The organism is Paenibacillus sp. AGC31 (genome assembly GCF_057334655.1).
The window spans coordinates 60,892-80,744 of record NZ_JBHFJH010000033.1 but is presented as its reverse complement, the minus strand read 5'-3'; the positions used below and the strand labels follow the sequence as shown (position 1 = coordinate 80,744).

Annotated in this window: 15 protein-coding genes; all 15 read left to right on the top strand. The window is 46.1% G+C overall.

Going from position 1 to position 19,853, the window contains the following annotated elements; translation table 11 throughout:
• The first annotated feature begins 37 nt into the window (after window positions 1–37).
• The 15 genes from ACE04G_RS21250 (at window position 38) to pnp (ending at window position 19,820) form a co-directional block, all read left to right on the top strand.
• Window positions 38–1,177, top strand: a complete 1,140-nt coding sequence (locus ACE04G_RS21250; protein WP_221824161.1) for a 1-deoxy-D-xylulose-5-phosphate reductoisomerase — start codon at window positions 38–40, stop codon at window positions 1,175–1,177.
• A 113-nt stretch (window positions 1,178–1,290) separates the two neighbouring features.
• A complete protein-coding gene (rseP, locus tag ACE04G_RS21245; protein ID WP_221824159.1) occupies window positions 1,291–2,562 on the top strand; it encodes an RIP metalloprotease RseP in 1,272 nt (423 codons plus the stop codon).
• Between the two features lie 62 nt (window positions 2,563–2,624).
• Entirely contained in the window at window positions 2,625–4,079 is a 1,455-nt protein-coding gene (proS, locus tag ACE04G_RS21240) for a proline--tRNA ligase (RefSeq protein ID WP_091031854.1), read from the top strand.
• 152 nt (window positions 4,080–4,231) lie between these two features.
• Window positions 4,232–8,551 carry a PolC-type DNA polymerase III gene (locus tag ACE04G_RS21235; RefSeq protein ID WP_221824157.1) on the top strand — a complete coding sequence of 1,440 codons (4,320 nt, stop codon included), beginning with the start codon at window positions 4,232–4,234 and terminating at the stop codon, window positions 8,549–8,551.
• Window positions 8,552–8,807: 256 nt separating this feature from the next.
• Window positions 8,808–9,269 (top strand): ribosome maturation factor RimP, encoded by a 462-nt coding sequence (rimP, locus tag ACE04G_RS21230; RefSeq protein ID WP_047842499.1) that lies wholly within the window; start codon window positions 8,808–8,810, stop codon window positions 9,267–9,269.
• 123 nt (window positions 9,270–9,392) lie between these two features.
• Window positions 9,393–10,490, top strand: coding sequence for a transcription termination factor NusA (gene nusA, locus ACE04G_RS21225; RefSeq protein ID WP_062833827.1), 1,098 nt, complete (start codon window positions 9,393–9,395; stop codon window positions 10,488–10,490).
• A gap of 25 nt (window positions 10,491–10,515) precedes the next feature.
• Window positions 10,516–10,821 (top strand): RNase P modulator RnpM, encoded by a 306-nt coding sequence (gene rnpM / locus ACE04G_RS21220; protein ID WP_017689143.1) that lies wholly within the window; start codon window positions 10,516–10,518, stop codon window positions 10,819–10,821.
• Window positions 10,814–11,143, top strand: coding sequence for a L7Ae/L30e/S12e/Gadd45 family ribosomal protein (locus ACE04G_RS21215; RefSeq protein WP_017689142.1), 330 nt, complete (start codon window positions 10,814–10,816; stop codon window positions 11,141–11,143). The genes rnpM and ACE04G_RS21215 overlap by 8 nt, the downstream gene beginning before the upstream one ends.
• Complete coding sequence (gene infB / locus ACE04G_RS21210; RefSeq protein ID WP_221824155.1) at window positions 11,136–13,721, top strand: translation initiation factor IF-2; 2,586 nt, start codon at window positions 11,136–11,138, stop codon at window positions 13,719–13,721. The genes ACE04G_RS21215 and infB overlap by 8 nt, the downstream gene beginning before the upstream one ends.
• Before the next feature lie 25 nt (window positions 13,722–13,746).
• On the top strand, window positions 13,747–14,106 hold the full coding sequence (rbfA, locus tag ACE04G_RS21205) for a 30S ribosome-binding factor RbfA (protein ID WP_017689140.1): 360 nt from the start codon (window positions 13,747–13,749) through the stop codon (window positions 14,104–14,106).
• Between the two features lie 19 nt (window positions 14,107–14,125).
• The gene (locus tag ACE04G_RS21200) at window positions 14,126–15,103 is read left to right on the top strand and encodes a DHH family phosphoesterase (protein ID WP_221824153.1); all 978 of its coding nucleotides are present in this window, start codon (window positions 14,126–14,128) and stop codon (window positions 15,101–15,103) included.
• A complete protein-coding gene (gene truB, locus ACE04G_RS21195; protein ID WP_221824151.1) occupies window positions 15,097–16,020 on the top strand; it encodes a tRNA pseudouridine(55) synthase TruB in 924 nt (307 codons plus the stop codon). The genes ACE04G_RS21200 and truB overlap by 7 nt, the downstream gene beginning before the upstream one ends.
• Before the next feature lie 70 nt (window positions 16,021–16,090).
• Entirely contained in the window at window positions 16,091–17,029 is a 939-nt protein-coding gene (locus ACE04G_RS21190) for a bifunctional riboflavin kinase/FAD synthetase (protein WP_397376292.1), read from the top strand.
• Window positions 17,030–17,188: 159 nt separating this feature from the next.
• Window positions 17,189–17,458, top strand: a complete 270-nt coding sequence (gene rpsO, locus ACE04G_RS21185; RefSeq protein ID WP_056700672.1) for a 30S ribosomal protein S15 — start codon at window positions 17,189–17,191, stop codon at window positions 17,456–17,458.
• A 259-nt stretch (window positions 17,459–17,717) separates the two neighbouring features.
• Window positions 17,718–19,820 (top strand): polyribonucleotide nucleotidyltransferase, encoded by a 2,103-nt coding sequence (gene pnp, locus ACE04G_RS21180; protein ID WP_101313440.1) that lies wholly within the window; start codon window positions 17,718–17,720, stop codon window positions 19,818–19,820.
• The last annotated feature ends 33 nt before the right edge of the window (window positions 19,821–19,853 follow it).

Here is a 19,853-nt window from a genome sequence, read left to right as displayed (position 1 = left end):
TCGTTGTAGGCATTGATAATTAAAGATGAGGTGCAGCATGAAAAAAATTGCGATTCTCGGGTCAACCGGTTCCATTGGAACCCAGACACTGGATGTAGTTGACATGCATCCAGAACTCTTTCAAGTGGAGGGACTGGCTGCCGGAGGCAATACAGACCTGCTGATCGAACAAACCAAACGTTACCGGCCGAAGAAAGTATCGGTGGGGTCCAAAGAATTGGCGGAGAAGGTAGCTCCACATTTGCCGGCAGGAACGCAACTGTTTTATGGCACTGAGGGACTCGTAGAAGTTGCGGCAGGAACCGATGCGCATACGGTTGTTACAGCGGTGGTGGGGAGTGTTGGATTGGAGTCAACGCTTGCTGCCATAGACGCAGGCAAACAGATCGGGCTGGCCAACAAGGAGACATTGGTTACGGCGGGGCATATTGTTACTACAAGAGCGGCTGCCAAAGGAATCTCTTTGCTACCCATCGATAGTGAGCACTCTGCGATATACCAATGCTTGAATGGTGAAAACAGAGAACGCTTGGCAGGCATTACGCTCACCGCATCAGGCGGATCATTCCGGGATCTTACACGTGAACAGTTGAAGAGCGTGACTATTGAGGATGCGCTTAAACATCCGAATTGGTCAATGGGGTCCAAAATTACGATAGACTCGGCAACGATGGTTAACAAGGGTCTCGAGGTCATTGAAGCACATTGGTTATTTGGTCTTCGATATGATCAGATTAATGTATTGCTTCACCCAGAGAGTGTTATTCATTCCTATGTGGAATTTGATGACACCAGCATCATCGCACAACTGGGGAATCCGGACATGCGAGTTCCCATTCAATATGCACTGACTTACCCTGACCGCTTGCCATCACCAGCACAGCGTCTGTCTCTTGCTCAAGCTGGAAAATTACATTTCCGTGAGATGGATATGGAACGGTTCCCGTGTTTAAGAATGGCGTATGAGTGTGGTAAAATGGGAGGAACCGCAACAACGGCGTTTAATGCAGCCAACGAGGTTGCTGTAGCCCGTTTCTTGCGTAAAGAGATTTCATTCCTTAAAATAGAAGATATTATTGCTTCTGTGCTGGAAGCACACCACAATGTGGACGAGCCTGATCTGCAGGAGATCGCGCGTTGTGATCAGGAGAGCCGTAAGCTTGCGGCCAGTCTGTAATCTCTTTTTTCATAACAAATTGGAAGAAGTGATTCTCTTGTGCGGCATCAGAGAATAATGATAATCTAGAGGGACAGACTGCGGTATGTGCCGTGAAGGAGGATGGATAGGGATTGGAAACCATACAAGTGGTATTTCTAACGGTGCTCATGTTCTTTGTCATCGTGACGGTTCATGAATGGGGGCATTATTATTTTGCCAAACGCGCCGGTATTCTTGTACGGGAGTTTGCGATCGGTTTTGGTCCCAAATTGTTCTCATATAAAAGAAACGAGACCCAGTTTACATTGCGTTTGTTGCCTTTTGGTGGATATGCACGAATGGCAGGGGAAGATCCGGAACTGGTAGAGATCCAGGAAGGACAGACCATCGCGGTAAGATCAGCGGATGACCAGGTGAAGATGATCTATCTGGATCAGTTGGATAACCGTAAAAATGTAATACGTGGTGAAGTCATCTCCATTGATATGGAGAACGCCCTGAAGCTTCAACTGGATGTAGATGGTGAGATTCAGGCGTATCGTATTCATCCTCAAGCAATGTTGGTAAGTCGTGGTAAACAAACGCAGATTGCACCGAAAGATCGTCAATTCGGCAGCAAAACTGTTGGACAGCGTGCATTAGCTATTTTTGCGGGCCCACTCATGAACTTTATCTTGGCCTTTGTGTTGTTTGCTGTATATGCGCAGATGGCAGGAGTTCCGGTGGAAAATCCAAAAAATCTTCAAATTGGTGAAGTGCTTGAAGGTGGGGCAGCCGATCAGGCGAACCTGCAAAAGGGCGATATTATCGAAACCATCAATGGTACTGCAATTGGTACGGATTCACAAAAAATGGTGTCGATGATTGCCGATTCCAAAGACAAGCCGATGGAATGGACGCTGCGCCGGGGTTCGGATACGTTTAATATAACGATTACTCCACGTGCTGTAGAAGGACAAGAGGGCGGTAAAGTGGGAATCGTACCTACGCTACCAACCCGATCTGTTGGATTTGTAGAGACATTTAAAGTCTCTGGCGTGGCCATGGTTGATACAACCAAGATAATATTTGAAGGTTTCAAACATCTGATCAATCAATTCAACATGGATGATATTGGTGGCCCAGTTCGTACATTTGAAGTGACAGGGCAAATTGCTAAACAAGGGATTGAGCAGTTAACGAGATGGGCAGCGATTTTGAGTCTATATCTTGGGATATTTAACTTGCTACCAATACCTGCACTGGACGGCAGCCGTCTGGTATTTTTGGGAATTGAAGCGCTGCGCGGCAGACCTGTTGATCCCAATCGCGAAGGCATGGTGCATTTTATCGGATTTGCGATGTTGTTTGTGTTGATGCTGGCAGTAACTTACAATGATATATTACGTTTAATTAACGGATAATTACGGTTGGACTACGCTCTGGAGATTCAGAGATAGTCGTTATGGGAGGACGCTGGAGTCTTATGTCAAAGGAAAATGATAAACAGTTCGTGACTGAAATCACACCACAGGGTGAGGATTTCTCACGCTGGTACATTGATGTTATCAAAAAAGCTGATCTCATGGACTATGCACCCGTACGCGGTTGTATTGTGTTCAAACCAGACGGCTTTGAAATCTGGGAACATATTAAGGATGAGTTGGATCGTCGTTTCCGGGAAACGGGTCATCGCAATGCGTACTTCCCGATGTTCATTCCTGAGAGCTTCTTTCAAAAGGAAAAAGAGCACGTGGAAGGTTTTAACCCTGAATTACCATGGGTTACTGAAGCTGGCGGAGAGAAGCTGGAAGAACGTCTGGCAATCCGTCCTACATCCGAAACGATTATCGGTCACATGTATTCAAAGTGGATTCAGTCTTATCGGGATCTTCCGGTACTGATCAACCAGTGGGCTAACGTAGTTCGTTGGGAAAAAAGAACGTTGCCGTTCCTTCGCACAAGTGAGTTCCTGTGGCAGGAAGGTCATACAGCGCATGAGACGGAAGAAGAAGCACGTGAAGAAACGATGAAAATGCTTGAAATTTATCGTGAAGTGGTTGAGGAATACTTGGCTATTCCTGTAATTGTGGGTCAGAAAACCAAATCCGAGAAGTTTGCGGGTGCGGTGGATACGTACTCGATCGAAGCCATGATGAAGGATGGACGTGCTGTACAAGCAGGTACATCTCACTATATGGGGACGAACTTTGCAAAAGCATTTGAAATCCAGTATCTTAGCCGCAATAATGTGCTGGAGCTGGCTTACACTACTTCATGGGGAGTAAGCACACGTTTGATCGGTGCATTAATTATGGTTCACGGAGATGACCGTGGTCTCGTACTTCCTCCTAAAGTGGCACCAACACAAGTGGTCATGATTCCAATTGGACCTCCGAAAACGCGTGATGCTGTTGTTGGGCGTGCAGATGAGTTGTTCACTGAGTTGAAAAAAGCTGGAGTCCGTGTGAAAATGGATGATCGCAGTGATGTTCGCCCAGGTTGGAAATTCAATGAATACGAGATGCGCGGTGTTCCGATTCGTCTGGAGATTGGTCCACGTGATATGGAAAATGGCGTTTGTGTACTCGTATCACGGATCACAGGTGAGAAGAAAGTGGTAGAACAAGCGAACCTGGTAGAGGAAATCCAGGCTATGCTGACACAGATCCAGGTAGATATGTTAGAGCGTGCTCGCACATTTATGTCGGATAACTTCTACTCCGTGGATACACTCGATGAGATGAAAGAACTGATGGAAAATAAACGCGGGTTTACACTGGCTGGATGGTGCGGTTCAGAAGCTTGCGAAGATAAAGTAAGAGAAGTTACAGGTGCAACAAGCCGTAACATTCCGTTCCAGCCTGCGGAAGAAAAGCATACGTGCCTGGCTTGTGGTGAACAGGCAGAACACACGGTTGTGTTTGCAAGAGCATACTAAGTCAGGATCACTTGACGAAAAGCACTTATTCACCGTTTAAGTAATGAATGGAGAGCTTCTGTCGGATAAAATGAGTCGGTGCGAGTTCGGATCGGTGACATTTTTGAATGCAGGGGCTTTTCATGCTTTAAGGGGGTACAAGGAGGAACACGATGAGCGGATTCGAGGAGAAGAGAAAACGGTTTGAGTTGCTGATGAAACAGGCAGAGCTTCCGGCTGGTCTGTTAGAGCCCTATTTTTTGGATGGATGGATTGAACAAGTAGAGACCAATCGAAGTAATCGGGAATGGAATATTCTGATTGCGAAGGATACGTTGGTACCAGCTCCAATCTATCGCACATTTTGCCTGCATATTCAAGAGAAGATGAATCATATCGCCAAAATTTCATTTGGCTTCAAATACACGGATCAAGTACAAAATGGTGATATCGTCAGTGAATATTGGAATCTGTTTCTGGAGTGGGTTACCCGTGAGATTCCATCTGTAAATGGTTGGATGAACCGGACAACCTTTGAATGTGAAGAGGATCTTCTACAACTGACAATGAGTGATGCAACGTCAATGGAGTTGGCTCGTAAGAAACAGATTGATCAGGCTATTACAAAATTCTATGATAAGTACTTTCATTTACCTCTTCGCATCAAGATGCAAGTGGGTGAAGTGGGAAGTAATAAAGAGGCCATGGAACAGTTCCAGGCCCAAAAACGTGTAGAGGAACTTGAGGTCATCGAGAAGATGATGAGTGAAGTGGACACAGAAATCCCGGTGGATGAGGAGCAGGGTGATCTGCGTTTGCAAATGGGTTACGATATTAAGGAGCCACCAGTACCCATGCAGGAAATCCAGGATGAAGAGAAAAAGGTCACGCTTCAAGGTTCTGTATTTGGTCTGGATCGCAAAGAATTGCGAAACGGAAATACGTTGTTTACCTTCTACCTGACCGACTTCACGGACTCCATGCAAATGAAGATGTTTGCCAAAACAAAAGAGGATGTTAAAATTCTCAGTTTGCTGGCTAACGGTAAATGGGTGAAAGTGCGTGGCCGTGTAGAGTATGACCGGTTTATGCAGATTCCTGAACTCGCCATGATCCCTTCAGATCTGATAGAAGTCAAAGCACCGCCGTCTCGCAAGGATAATGCACCAGAGAAACGGGTAGAGTTCCATTTGCATTCTACAATGAGCACGATGGATGCTGTAACTTCGATCGACAAATACGTGAAAATGGCAGCGGAGTGGGGACACAAGGCGATTGCTGTCAGTGATCATGGTGGGGTGCAGGTATATCCTGAGGCTTCCAAGGCTGCCAAGAAAAATGGGATTAAAATGATCTACGGCCTTGAGGCCAATGTCGTGAATGACTCTGTTGCTGTTGTAATGGCTCCTCAGCCATTGGATCTCCAAACAGCAACATACATCGTATTTGATATCGAGACCACAGGTTTGTCGGTAACACAGAACAAAATCATTGAGATTGCAGCAGTGAAGATGCAAGATGGTAAGGAAATCGATCGGTTTGCAACATTTGTGAATCCGCATGAACGCATTCCCTACAACATTCAGCAGTTGACCAATATTAATGATGACATGGTAAAAGACGCACCTGAGCTGGAGCCTGTTATCCGTGACTTTGTGCAGTTTGCTGGTGATGGTGTGCTTGTTGCGCATAATGCACGTTTTGACATGGGCTTTATCCAGGCTTCCCTGAAGCAAATTGGATTGCCAGAGCTTCCTAACCCGGTCCTTGATACATTGGAACTGGCGCGATTGTTATTTCCCAAAAATAAGAACCACCGTCTGAATACGATGGCGGATAAATATAAGGTTGGACTCGAAAGTCATCACCGTGCCATAGATGATACGGTTGCACTCGCGGGTATACTGATCGGATTATTAAATGATGCTGCTCAGATGAAAGGTTTAACAAGGCTTGATCGCTTGAATGATTATGTAGGTGTCGACTTGTCGAATACAAGACCTTTCCATTGTGGAATCTATGCATTGAATGATGTCGGCAAGAAAAATCTATATAAGCTGGTATCTCTCTCTCATACGGAACATTTCAAGCGGGTACCGTGCATTCCCAAATCGAAACTGATTAATTTGCGTGAAGGTCTTGTTATTATTTCGGGCTGTGAAAAAGGGGAATTTTTCGAAGCGGTGCTTAACAAATCGCTCGAAGAAGCAGAAGAGATCGCTGAGTTCTATGACATACTGGAGATCCAACCGCTTACCATGTATATGCATTTGGTGGATAAAGGGTTGGTGGCTACGCCCGAAGAAATCAAAACAGCGATCCGTAAAGTTATCGATATAGGTGCAAAACTGAATAAACCGGTCATAGCCACAGGTAACGTGCACTATTTGGAACCACGTGACAAGTTATATCGGGATATCACCATTCACGGAATTACAGGATTTAGTCCACTGAAAGATCAGCGTAAACCGGATGCACATTTTAGAACGACAGAGGAAATGCTGGAAGAGTTCCAGTTCCTGGGCCAAGATAAAGCTTACGAAGTCGTTGTTACAAATACGGTGGAGCTGTCTGATCGATTTGAGGAAATTAAGTTATTCCCGGACAAACTGTTTACTCCGATTCTGGAAGGTGCAGACGAAGAGATCCGTAATACCTGCTATGAAACTGCCAAGTCCATCTATGGCGAGGAGTTACCGGAAGTAATCGTGGCACGATTAGAGAAAGAACTCATTCCAATTATTAAATACGGTTTTTCTGCCAACTATCTGATCTCGGAGCGCTTGGTTAAAAAATCGAATCAGGATGGTTACCTCGTAGGTTCACGGGGATCAGTAGGCTCCTCTGTTGTTGCTACATTCCTGGGGATATCCGAGGTTAATCCACTACCTGCTCATTATATTTGTGTGAATTCGGAATGCAAACACAGCGAGTGGTTCCTGGACGGCAGTGTACGGAGTGGATTTGACCTTCCAGAGAAAGAGTGTCCGGATTGTGGTGGCACACTTAAAGGAGAAGGCCAGGATATTCCGTTTGAGACCTTCCTTGGATTTAAAGGAGATAAAGTTCCCGATATTGACTTGAATTTCTCTGGTGATTATCAGCCTCATGCCCATAACTATACGAAAGTACTCTTTAGTGAGAAGAGTGTTTTCCGTGCGGGGACCATTGGTACGGTGGCTGAGAAAACAGCATTTGGTTTTGCCAAGAAATATGAGGAAGAACATCACAAGAAATGGCGCGGAGCTGAATTGAATCGTTTGGCTTCGGGATGTACTGGGGTGAAACGGAGTACTGGACAGCATCCCGGCGGTATTGTCGTGGTACCTGATTATATCGAGGTGGAAGACGTTACACCTGTTCAGTTCCCAGCTGACGACGTTAATGCGGAGTGGAAAACCACACACTTTGATTATCATGCTTTTGAAGAAAACTTGCTGAAACTTGATATTCTGGGGCATGATGATCCAACTATGATGCGGATGTTGCAGGATTTGACAGGGGTCGATCCAACGAGCATTCCGATGAATGATCCCAAAGTCATGAGCATGTTTAACTCAACCGACGCTCTGGGTGTTACACCGGAACAGATTAGGTCGCCAGTCGCGACGTTTGGCGTACCAGAGATGGGAACGAAGTTTGTACGTCAGATGCTTGTCGAATCCCAGCCGACGTCTTTTGCCGATTTATTGCAGATTTCCGGACTCTCCCATGGTACAGGGGTATGGCTTGGAAACGCTCAGGATCTGATTAAGAACGGAACGTGTAACATTAAGACGGTAATCGGTTGTCGGGATGATATCATGTTATTCCTGATCTATAAAACGGGAATGGACGCAAGTCTGGCATTTAAGATTACCGAGAGTGTTCGTAAGGGACGGGGCCTGCCGCAGGAATGGATTGACGAGATGAAGAATTGTAAAGTGCCTCAATGGTACATTGATTCATGTCTCAAAATCCAGTACATGTTCCCGAAGGCACACGCGGCCGCTTATGTTATTTCGGCAGTACGTACGGCGTTCTTCAAGCTGTATCATCCGATTGAATATTACGCAACTTACTTTACCGTTCGGGCGGATGAGATTGATATCGAACTGATGTGTCAGGGATATGACGCGATCTATCGCAAAATTACGGAAATTGAGCAATTAGGTTTCCAGGCACCTCCAAAAGAGAAAAACATGTTACCTGTTCTGGAAATGGGTCTGGAAATGGCAGCACGCGGATTCTCGCTGAAATCCATTGACTTATACCGTTCGGAAGCGACAAAGTTCATCGTTGACGGAAAATCACTAATCCCTCCATTTTCGGCGTTGGCAGGAATCGGGGATAATGCTGCTCGCAACATTGCTGCAGCAAGAGATCATGGTGAGTTTCTATCGGTTGAGGACTTCCAGCAGAAGTCGAAAGCAAGTAAGACCATTGTTGAACTCCTGTCCAATATGGGATGTTTCCGTGGCTTGCCAGAGAGCAATCAGCTTTCTCTTTTCTAGGATTGAATTTGGATCTAAACATCGCGATTGCTGGGGGAACGTAATTTTTCCTTCATTAGTAAGTAAACTGCCAGAACCATCGCTTACTTGTCACTATTACCAGACTATGTTATAATTTTTGAAGTGAACGAGATAGTACGAATTTCTAAAGAGTGGGGAAACCCACTCTTTAGTCTTTGGTATACAAGAATCTTGGGTATTGAATAATCTGCCAGTGCTTTTTTGCTGGTGTAACCTAAGTTGGAGGTTATTGGTTTTGAGCACAACGAACATTAAATCTACCGTGGAAGAAATGATCCAACCCTACTTGAACGAACAAGGCTTCGAGCTGGTTGACATCGAATACGTCAAAGAAGGCAGCAACTGGTTTTTACGGGTGTATGTCGACAAAGAGGGTGGCATCGACATCGACGATTGCGTCTTGATCAGCGAAAAGCTGAGCGCCAAGCTGGATGAGAACGATCCGATTCCAACCATCTATTTCCTTGAAGTGTCTTCTCCCGGTGCGGAGCGTCCACTGAAAAAACCTGAGGACGTTACCAAAGCTGTAGGCAAAAATGTTTTTGTTACAACCTACGAGCCGGTGAACGGATTGAAGGAATTTGAAGGCAAGCTGCTTTCCTTTGATGACGAGGAACTCGTGATCGAAGCAGGCAAAAAACAGCATGCCATTTCTTATGATAAGGTTGCCAGTGCGCGCCTAGCTATTTTGTTTTAAGTGCCTTGTTCACTTTATTAATGAAAAAGACACATCTCACGATAACGGCAAGGTGCTCATGAGTTCAGAGCCTTTCGCCGTTTTACGTATGAGATGCCATGTTTGAAAGGGGGATCAACATTCATGAGTATGGATTTTATTGAAGCAATGAATGAATTGGAACGGGAAAAAGGGATCAGCAAGGATGTGCTGTTTGAAGCGATCGAGGCTGCACTAATTTCCAGCTACAAGCGGAATTTCAACACGGCCCAGAATGTGCGTGTTGACATGAACCGTAATACGGGAGTTATTCGAGTGTATGCCCGTAAATTGATCGTGGAAGAAGTCCTGGATTCACGTACCGAAATTTCATTGCCTGCTGCACGAGAAATCAACCCACACTTCCAGCTGGAAGATATTGCGGAGATTGAAGTTACGCCGCGTGATTTCGGACGTATCGCGGCACAAACTGCCAAACAGGTAGTGACCCAGCGGATTCGTGAAGCCGAACGCGGCCTGATCTACAACGCTTTCGTAGATAAGGAAGAAGATATCGTTACGGGAGTGGTGCAGCGTCAGGATTTGCGCAATATCTACATCGATCTGGGCAAAATCGAAGCGGCTTTACCGCTGACCGAATTGATGCCGAACGAGAAGTTTGTTCATGGTGACCGTATTAAGGCGTATATCACCAAGGTCGAGAATACGACGAAAGGGCCGCAAATCATTTTGTCCCGTACCCATCCGGGCCTCTTGAAACGTCTCTTTGAACTGGAAGTGCCTGAGATCTTTGACGGTGTAGTTGAAATTCGCTCCGTCGCTCGCGAAGCAGGGTTCCGCTCCAAGATTGCCGTACATTCCCGCAACGAGGAAGTGGATCCAGTTGGATCTTGTGTAGGTCCTAAGGGAATGCGCGTGCAGACCATTGTGGGTGAGCTGCGCGGTGAAAAAATCGACATTGTTCGTTTCTCCGATCAGGTAGACGAATATGTTGCTAATGCACTGAGTCCTTCCAAAGTATTGGAAGTTCATGTATTTGAGGAAGAAAAGATGGCTCGGGTTATCGTTCCGGACTATCAACTGTCGCTCGCAATTGGTATCAAAGGCCAAAATGCCAGATTGGCAGCCAAATTAACCGGCTGGAAAATCGACATTAAGAGCGAGAGCCAGGCGGAACAGGAATTCGGCAGAGAAAAAGATTCTTCTTCTGAAATGCATCAGGATTCCGTCTCCGTCGACTAAAGTAAAGTACGGGGGGCGCTGACGTATGAAACCAAAAAAAGTGCCGCTGCGCAAATGTGTGGCATGCCAAGAAATGATGCCCAAAAAGCAGCTGATTCGCATTGTTAAAACGCCAGAGGATGAAGTGCTGATCGATTTGACTGGCAAAAAATCCGGACGTGGTGCCTATTTATGCGGCAAAGAGTCCTGTTTTAAGCTCGCACTCAAAAACCGGGCTTTGGATCGGGCGTTGAAAGGCAAAGTCTCACCTGAAATTTACGAGCAATTAGCAGCTGACTTCATCGCGGTTGAGGATGAATTCAAAGCAGCACAGGAGCGTGAACATGACTAATATTAAAACGCTGTCTTATTTGGGACTCTCTATGCGTGCAGGTAAACTTGTAACAGGTGAAGAAATTGTACTTAAAGCGATCCGTTCTTCCGAAGCTAAAATGGTTATTGTTGCGGGTGACGCCTCAGCCAATACACAAAAGAAATTTCGCGATAAATGCGGAACTTATAAGGTTCCTCTGTTGATCGGATTTGACCGGGATAGTTTGGGTTCAAGTATCGGTAAAGACACGCGTGTTGTTCTTGCAGTAACGGATCGAGGGTTTGCAAAAATGATCTCCAAGCAAGTCGGTATAATGTCGGAGGTGGAGTATATTGAGTAAACAGGAAAACAAGGATAAATTGCGAGTTTATGAATATGCGAAGTCCCTTAATATGAGTAGTAAAGAAATTATAACCATTCTTAAAAAGCTGGAAATTCCCGTAAACAATCATATGAGTGTCATGGAGAATGGTTCAGTCGGTAAGGTGGAACAATTTTTTAAAGATATAAAATCCACTGCTGCTTCGAAACAAAGTAACGATGCAAAACCAGTTGCTACTTCGGCAGTGCGCAGTGACAAACCAGTGGACAGCAACAAGCCGGCCGGCGGAGTGAACACGCCGAAGAGCAGTAACCCATCCGGTAGTCCCGTACAAACAAAAATACAACAGGAAAAGCAGGTAGGTATGAACAATAGACCAAATTCCAACAATAACAATGGCACCCAAAGACCCAGCGGCCAAGACAGCCGCAACAGAACGAACTCTTCCCAAGGCTCAAGCCAAGGAGGACAATCAACTAACCGTCCAAGACCAGCTCAAGGTGGACAAAGCAGTACTGCATCCCGTCCGCAAGGATCGGGTCAACGTCCGAATAACAGCGGTGGCGGTCAGGTAAGAACTTCAGGACCTAACAGCGGTGGTAATACAGGTACTGCTGGCAACCGTAGCGGTGGCCAAGGTCAGAGCCAAGGACAAGGCCAACGTAGAAGCGGCCCAGGTGGCACTACTGGCAGCAACAACAATAGTGGTAACCGTTCGAACAGCGGTGGCGGTGGACGTCGTTATGATGACAACCGTGGCGGCAACTTCCGTGGTAACCGTGGTGGCAAGAACAACCGCAACAGAAATCAACAACAGTACCAACAACGTGAAAAAATTGATAACACACCTAAGAAAATCATCGTTCGTGGTGATATGACTGTTGGTGAAACAGCGAAGTTGCTCCATAAGGATGCTTCCGAAGTTATCAAAAAGCTCATCGCTATGGGCGTTATGGCAACAATCAACCAAGAGCTTGATATCGAAACGATCCTTCTGCTTTCAGGTGAATTCGGTGTTGAGGTTGAAGTGAAGATTGTGCTTGAAGATGACCGTTTCGAAACACTGGAAGAGAATGATGATGCTGCTGACTTGCAGGCTCGTCCACCAGTAGTTACGATCATGGGTCACGTTGACCATGGTAAAACTACTTTGCTGGATGCTATTCGTTCAACGAATGTATCCGATGGCGAAGCAGGCGGAATCACGCAACATATCGGTGCATATCAAGTTGAAATCAACAACAAAAAGATCACGTTCCTGGATACTCCGGGTCACGAAGCGTTTACAGCGATGCGTGCACGGGGCGCACAAGTTACGGATATGACGATTATTGTCGTAGCTGCGGATGACGGTGTTATGCCACAGACAATTGAGGCGATTAACCATGCCAAAGCTGCTGGGCTACCAATCATCGTGGCTGTCAATAAAATTGACAAGCCGGGTGCTGATCCAGACAAAGTGAAACAAGAACTAACTAGCTATGAACTCGTTCCTGAAGAGTGGGGCGGAGATACCATCTTTGTTAACGTGTCAGCGAAACAAAGAATGGGTCTGGAAGGTCTGCTTGAAATGATTCTGCTGGTTGCAGAAGTGAACGAATACAAAGCGAACCCGGACAAACGTGCCCGTGGTACAGTGATTGAAGCCGAGCTGGATAAAGGACGTGGCCCAGTTGCACGTATCCTCGTACAGCACGGTACATTGAAAGTCGGCGATGCTTTCGTAGCAGGTAACTGCTTCGGTCGTGTCCGTGCGATGGTCAATGACAAAGGTCGTCGTCTGAAAGAGGCTGGACCTTCAACACCTGTTGAAATCACAGGTTTGACTGAAGTTCCAGGTGCGGGAGATCCATTCATGGTGTTTGAAGATGAGCGCAAAGCGCGTTCCATCGCTGACAAACGTGCGATTACGCAACGTGAATCCGATCTGGGTACACATACTCGCGTAACGTTGGATGATCTGTTCCAACACATCAAAGATGGCGAGATCAAAGATCTGAACGTAATCATCAAAGGTGACGTACAAGGTTCGGTTGAAGCATTGAAAGGTTCCCTTGCGAAGATCGAAGTTGAAGGTGTACGCGTGAAAATCATTCATAGCGGCGCTGGTGCAATCACGGAGTCCGACATCATTTTGGCAGCAGCATCCAATGCCATCGTGATTGGTTTCAACGTTCGTCCTGATAACCAGGCGAAAGCAACTGCAGATCAAGAGCAAGTAGACATTCGTCTGCATCGCGTAATCTACAGTGTTATCGAAGAAATTGAACAAGCGATGAAAGGTATGCTTGATCCGATCTACAAAGAAAAAGTTATCGGTCATGCTGAAGTTCGGAGCACGTTCTCCATCAGTAAAGTGGGTACCATCGCTGGTTGTATGGTTACCTCGGGTAAAATTACGCGTTCTGCGGAAGCACGCCTGATTCGTGATGGCATTGTCCTTTACGAAGGTAAGCTGGATTCCCTGAAACGTTATAAAGATGATGCCAAAGAAGTAGCCCAAGGTTACGAGTGCGGTATTACACTGGATAAATATAATGATCTCAAAGAGGGCGACGTTATCGAAGCCTTCATTATGGAGACAGTACAACGATAAGCAAGGAAGCATGAGGTGAACAACGATGGCTAAGATTCGTACAGGTAGAGTGGGCGAGCAGATCAAGAAAGAAATCAGTCTGCTCATCCAGTCTGAACTGAAAGATCCACGTATCGGCTTTATTACGGTAACGGGAGTCGAAGTGACAGGAGACTTGTCGCAAGCCAAAGTTTATCTGAGTGTCTTCGGTGAGCAGGAACAAAAAGATAACACGCTCAAAGCTCTGGCAAAAGCAAATGGATTTTTGCGTTCCGAGCTGGGCAAACGTATCCGGTTCCGGCATGTTCCCGAGTTGATATTTAAGATTGACGAATCCATCGCTTATGGCAGCCGAATTGAGAAGCTGCTTGGCGATATTGGTTCCGACAAGAACGAATCCCAGTAACAGAATAGAGGAGACGGCAATGCACACTTATGAACAGGCGCTCCAGGCCGGAAAGCAATTTCTGCTGGAGCATGATGATTACCTGGTCGTGTCGCATGTACAGCCGGACGGTGACGCAGTCAGCTCGACGGTAACGGTGGGCTGGCTGCTGTCATGTCTGGGTAAGACATTCACGATGATTAATGAAGGCGAAATTCCCGGGCGTATGCATTTTTTGTGGGAAGCAGGCAACATTGTGAACATGACCGAACAACCACCGCAGCGAAAATATAAAGCTGTTATTTGTGTGGATTGTGCAGACTTTGCCAGAGTAGGTTTGACACGTCATTATTTCGAAGACGATGCTGTTATTTTGAATATTGATCATCACCCTACAAATGACGGTTATGGTACAGTCAACATCATTAAGTCAGATGCTGCTGCAACCGCTGAAATTTTGTTCGATTTTCTTAACCTGTTCCAAGTAACATGGGATAAAGATGTTGCGACGGCAGTTTATACAGGATTGCTTACGGATACAGGTGGCTTCCGCTATGCCAACACCAGCCCAAATGTAATGACAACGGCCTCCAGACTGCTTGAACATGGCGTGGATGGACCCTATCTTGCCCAGACCTTGTTGGAGCAGGTGACTCTTCCGCAAGTTCGGATTTTGAATCAGGCACTATCAAGCCTGCAGATGACGGATGATGGAAAGATAGCCTGGGTTGTTATTACACCAGATGATATGGTGGCTTGTGGAGCAGCTAATGAAGATCTTGAAGGGGTAGTGAATTATCCGCGTAACATTCAGGGCGTGGAAGTTGGTATCTTTTTCAAAGTCATCAACGAGAATGCGGTCAAGGTTTCTTTGCGTTCAGCTGGCAAGATTGATGTTGCTGCACTAGCCCAGACCTTTGGCGGAGGCGGGCATGTGCTTGCAGCCGGATGTCGTCTGGAAGGCAGACTTGATGATATTGTCACAAAAGTACTGAAGCAGGTGAACTCACAATGGTAAAGCCATTTGAAGGTGTACTTCCGGTATATAAACCGGCGGGATTTACTTCTCATGATGTTGTAGCCAAAATGCGTCGCATTCTCAAAATGAAGCGCATTGGGCATACGGGCACACTTGACCCACAAGTTACAGGCGTTCTGCCGCTCTGTCTTGGACGGGCGACACGTGTGGTGGAGTACATGCAGGAGCTTCCGAAGGAATATCTGGCTACGCTCAGATTGGGACTCTCTACTGACACAGAGGATATGACAGGGGAAGTCATTGAGCGGGCTGAAACGACTGTGGAAGTAACACAGGAACAGGTTCAACAGGTGCTAGAGCAGTTTCTGGGCACGATCTCTCAAGTACCACCCATGTATTCTGCGGTAAAGGTAGACGGCAAACGTCTTTATGAGCTTGCTCGTGAAGGTAAGACGGTAGAGCGTAAGAGTCGTGAGGTCACAATCTATGAGCTCGAACTTACAGGGATTGAGACTCAGGGTGAGACCACCGATATATCTTTCCGGGCTTTATGTTCAAAAGGTACCTATATTCGGACATTGTGTGTAGACATTGGCCGGCAACTCGGATATCCATCGACCATGGTTCAACTGGAGCGTACAATATCGGCAGGTATCTCTGCAGATCGTTGTCTTCGTATTGAAGAAGTGGAACAACTTATGGCTGACGGGACTTTAGCGGAGGCGCTGATTCCTGTTGACGAGGCTATTTCTTCAATTCCGGCCCACAAGGTTGGAGAAGAACAGACCAAAGGAGCACTTCAAGGTCAGAAACTGTCTGCACGTCTTCTGGAACCACCTGTAGAGCAACCTGGGTTAATGCGGTTGTATGCTCAGGATGGTACGTTTCTGGGGATATTTGAGCGGGATGAACTAAAACCAACGGTGAGGGCAGTTAAAGTCTTTTTGCCGGAATAAAGAGGTTTCGGGCTTGGAGTTGTGGTGATGCTCAAGCTTGGCCTATCTAGTGAAATGCAGGTGAATGATTGTGAAAACCGTAATGCTAACCTATCCGCAGACGTTACATTCGACTGAGCTGAGCACACTGCCCCAAGTGCTTGCGATTGGTCAATTCGACGGACTGCATCTCGGACATGCAAGTGTCATTTTATCAGCTGTCCGCATTGCGCGGGAAACGGGCATGCAGGCAGCGGTCATGACCTTTCATCCACATCCGAAGGAAGTTATGCGCAAAGGGGATTACGAGGGTTATTTAACTCCCTTGAGAGATAAAGAAGATATCTTGGCAGGAATGGGCGTTGATGTACTCTATGTGGTGGAGTTCAATGAAGATTTCTCACGGTTGACGCCGCAACAATTCGTACACGACCTGTTGATTCCTCTTCAGACACGAACAGCGGTGGTGGGTTTTGACTTCCGTTTTGGTCACAAGGGTGCAGGGGATGAACAACTTCTTCGTACTTTGGGAGAAGGAGAGATGACGGTGGAAACCGTTCCTCCGTTCTTGTTAAATGGTGAAAAAGTGAGCAGTTCTCTCATTCGTGGCCTGTTGAAGCGTGGGGAGATGGATGAGGCCAGTCAGTGGCTTGGTCGACCTTACAGCATCAGAGGAACCGTCATTCATGGGGAGAAGCGTGGACGAACGATTGGATTTCCTACAGCCAACCTTGAACTCACGGATCATTACGTTACCCCGTCGAAGGGTGTTTACGCTGTTCGTGTGCAGTATGGCAAACAGGAACTGCATGGCGTAATGAATCTTGGTGTGAAACCTACGTTTCACGAAAGCGGGATGAAACCTACGTTTGAAGTGCACCTGCTTGATTTTGATGGACACTTGTATGACCAGGAACTAAAGGTTGAGCTCGTTCACTATATTCGTGCAGAACGAAAGTTTGACTCCATTGATGCATTGATTAGCCAAATTCGTGAAGATGCATTAACTGCCGGCCGCCTGTTATCTTAAAGGTTCAGGATTAAATGCATGTTTACATTTACTTTAACTAGGCAATTATGATATACTATACTACGTTGTCGATTAAGACAACATTAACCTTGGCTTGGTTGCTTGCTCTCACCGGCGGTGACGAGGCTAATGGCGATTATATTGAAGGAGGTGAACAGGATGGCATTGACTCAAGAACGTAAACAACAACTGATCGACGAGCACAAAACTCACGAGTCCGATACAGGATCTCCAGAGGTGCAAGTTGCTATCCTTACGGAAAACATCAGAAGTTTGACAGACCACTTGCGTACGCATAAGAAAGACCACCACTCACGTCGTGGACTTTTGAAAATGGTAGGTCAACGTCGTAAGCTTTTGGCTTACGTGAAAAACAAAGATGTTAAACGTTACAGCGCACTGATCGAAAAACTCGGATTGCGTCGTTAATTATCGTACATGTTTTCAAAACCAACCTGGCTGTTATCCGTCATTCTTTTGTCTAAAAGGACAAGCGGAACCTACAGCCGGGTTGTTTTGTAGATGAACATGTTGCCATATATTTGTAGATGGGGCTCCGTGAGGAGCTTTTGTTGTGCAGGTTAGCATGTTGAAAGTTCCATACATAGCTAATGAATGCAGGACAAGCAGGAAATACTGTAAATATGCAGAATCCATTGAATTAGGAACGAATATAAGGAGGGGTTTCATGGAACAGCGTGTTGAAATGCAGCTTGGTGGAAGAAAGCTTACGCTTGAGACCGGGCGTTTGGCCAAGCAGGCTAATGCTGCCGTTAAGGTAACATACGGGGATACCGTGGTATTGTGTACCGTGACAGCATCAAGTGAGCCGAAAGATCTGGACTTTTTCCCATTAACGGTGAACTATGAAGAAAGATTGTACGCCGTAGGTAAAATCCCGGGAGGATTTATTAAACGTGAAGGCAGACCGAGTGAGAAAGCCATTCTTTCAAGCCGTCTGACAGACCGTCCAATTCGTCCTTTGTTCCCGGAAGGCTTCCGGAATGATGTACAAGTTCTGAATATCGTTATGAGTGTGGATCAGGATTGCGAACCGCAAATTGCTGCAATGATTGGTACATCGGCAGCATTGAGTATTTCGGATGTTCCATTCAGCGGACCGATTGGTGGCGTGAAAGTTGGACGTATTGATGGCGAGTTCATCATTAACCCAACGATTGCACAGCTTGAAGTCAGTGATATTGAACTGGTCGTTGCAGGAACCAAAGATGCCATCATGATGGTTGAGGCGGAAGCAAACGAAGTGCCGGAAGAAGTGATGCTCGAAGCAATCATGTTTGGACATGATGAGATCCAAAATATTATTGCTGTAATCGAACAACTTGTGCAAGTTGCTGGAAAAGAAAAAATGGCTGTTAAGTTGCGTACCGTTAATACTGAAGTTAACAGCAGCGTGCGTGAATTCGCCAGCGCTCGTCTGGTCGAAGCGGTTAAAATCGCCGAGAAACATGCTCGTCAAGATGCAATCGATGTAGTGAATGACGAAACCGTTGCTCACTTTGAAGAGAAATATATTGAAAGTCCGGAATTGTTCAAAGACGTGAAGGAAGTTCTGCACGATATCGTCAAAGAAGAAGTGCGTCGTCTGATTACGCATGATAAAGTTCGTCCGGATGGACGTGGACTTGCTGAAATTCGCCCAATTGAATGTGATACATCTCTGTTGCCACGTGCACATGGTACAGGACTGTTTACGCGCGGTCAAACGCAAGCACTTAGCGTTTGTACACTGGGTGCACTGGGTGATGTTCAGATTTTGGACGGAATCAGTCTTGAAGAAACGAAACGATTCATGCATCACTATAACTTCCCACCATTCAGCGTAGGTGAAGCTCGTCCATTACGTGCTCCAGGCCGTCGCGAAATCGGACATGGTGCTCTGGGTGAGCGCGCGCTTTCCAAAGTGATTCCTTCCGAAACGGATTTCCCATACACGATTCGTTTGGTATCTGAAGTTCTGGAATCCAACGGTTCATCATCTCAGGCAAGTATCTGTGCCAGCACTTTAGCTATGATGGATGCAGGTGTACCAATCAAAGCTCCAGTTGCGGGTGTAGCTATGGGTCTGATCAAAGATGGAGATCATGTATCCATTCTGAGTGATATTCAAGGTATGGAAGATCACCTCGGTGACATGGACTTTAAAGTAGCTGGAACACCTGAAGGTGTAACTGCAATCCAAATGGACATCAAAATTGCTGGTATTAATCGTCAAATTTTGTCTGATGCATTGGCGCAAGCCAAAGAAGGTCGTATGCACATTTTGGGCAAAATGAACGAAATTTTGAAAACTCCACGTGAGCAGTTATCACAATATGCACCTAAAATTACAACGATGCATATCAACCCGGACAAAATCCGTGATGTTATCGGTGCAGGTGGTAAAATTATCAATAAAATCATCGAAGAAACCGGTGTTAAAATTGATATTGAACAGGATGGACGTGTCTTTATCGCTTCTTCCAACCAGGAGATGAATGATAAAGCCAAAGCGATCATCGAAGGTATTGTGCGCGAAGTATTGGTCGGCGAGATTTATGTCGGCAAAGTAAAACGCGTAGAAAAATTCGGTGCATTTGTTGAAGTACTTCCGAACAAAGAAGGTCTGGTACACATCTCGCAACTGTCAACTGAACGTGTTGCCAAAGTGGAAGATGTTGTAGCTATCGGTGATTCCATTACGGTAAAAGTAACGGAAATTGACCCACAAGGTCGAATCAACTTGTCCCGTAAAGCAGTTTTGACTGCTGAAGCTCCGGCTCAATCCTAGGATACCGAAGCGACAGGTTATAAATGGATAGAT

Coding starts and splice junctions, on each gene's coding strand:
- ACE04G_RS21250 (WP_221824161.1), top strand. CDS start 38: ATGAAAAAAATTGCGATTCTCGGGTCAACCGGTTCCATTGGAACCCAG.
- proS (WP_091031854.1), top strand. CDS start 2,625: ATGTCAAAGGAAAATGATAAACAGTTCGTGACTGAAATCACACCACAG.
- ACE04G_RS21235 (WP_221824157.1), top strand. CDS start 4,232: ATGAGCGGATTCGAGGAGAAGAGAAAACGGTTTGAGTTGCTGATGAAA.
- nusA (WP_062833827.1), top strand. CDS start 9,393: ATGAGTATGGATTTTATTGAAGCAATGAATGAATTGGAACGGGAAAAA.
- rnpM (WP_017689143.1), top strand. CDS start 10,516: ATGAAACCAAAAAAAGTGCCGCTGCGCAAATGTGTGGCATGCCAAGAA.
- ACE04G_RS21215 (WP_017689142.1), top strand. CDS start 10,814: ATGACTAATATTAAAACGCTGTCTTATTTGGGACTCTCTATGCGTGCA.
- rbfA (WP_017689140.1), top strand. CDS start 13,747: ATGGCTAAGATTCGTACAGGTAGAGTGGGCGAGCAGATCAAGAAAGAA.
- ACE04G_RS21200 (WP_221824153.1), top strand. CDS start 14,126: ATGCACACTTATGAACAGGCGCTCCAGGCCGGAAAGCAATTTCTGCTG.
- truB (WP_221824151.1), top strand. CDS start 15,097: ATGGTAAAGCCATTTGAAGGTGTACTTCCGGTATATAAACCGGCGGGA.
- rpsO (WP_056700672.1), top strand. CDS start 17,189: ATGGCATTGACTCAAGAACGTAAACAACAACTGATCGACGAGCACAAA.
- pnp (WP_101313440.1), top strand. CDS start 17,718: ATGGAACAGCGTGTTGAAATGCAGCTTGGTGGAAGAAAGCTTACGCTT.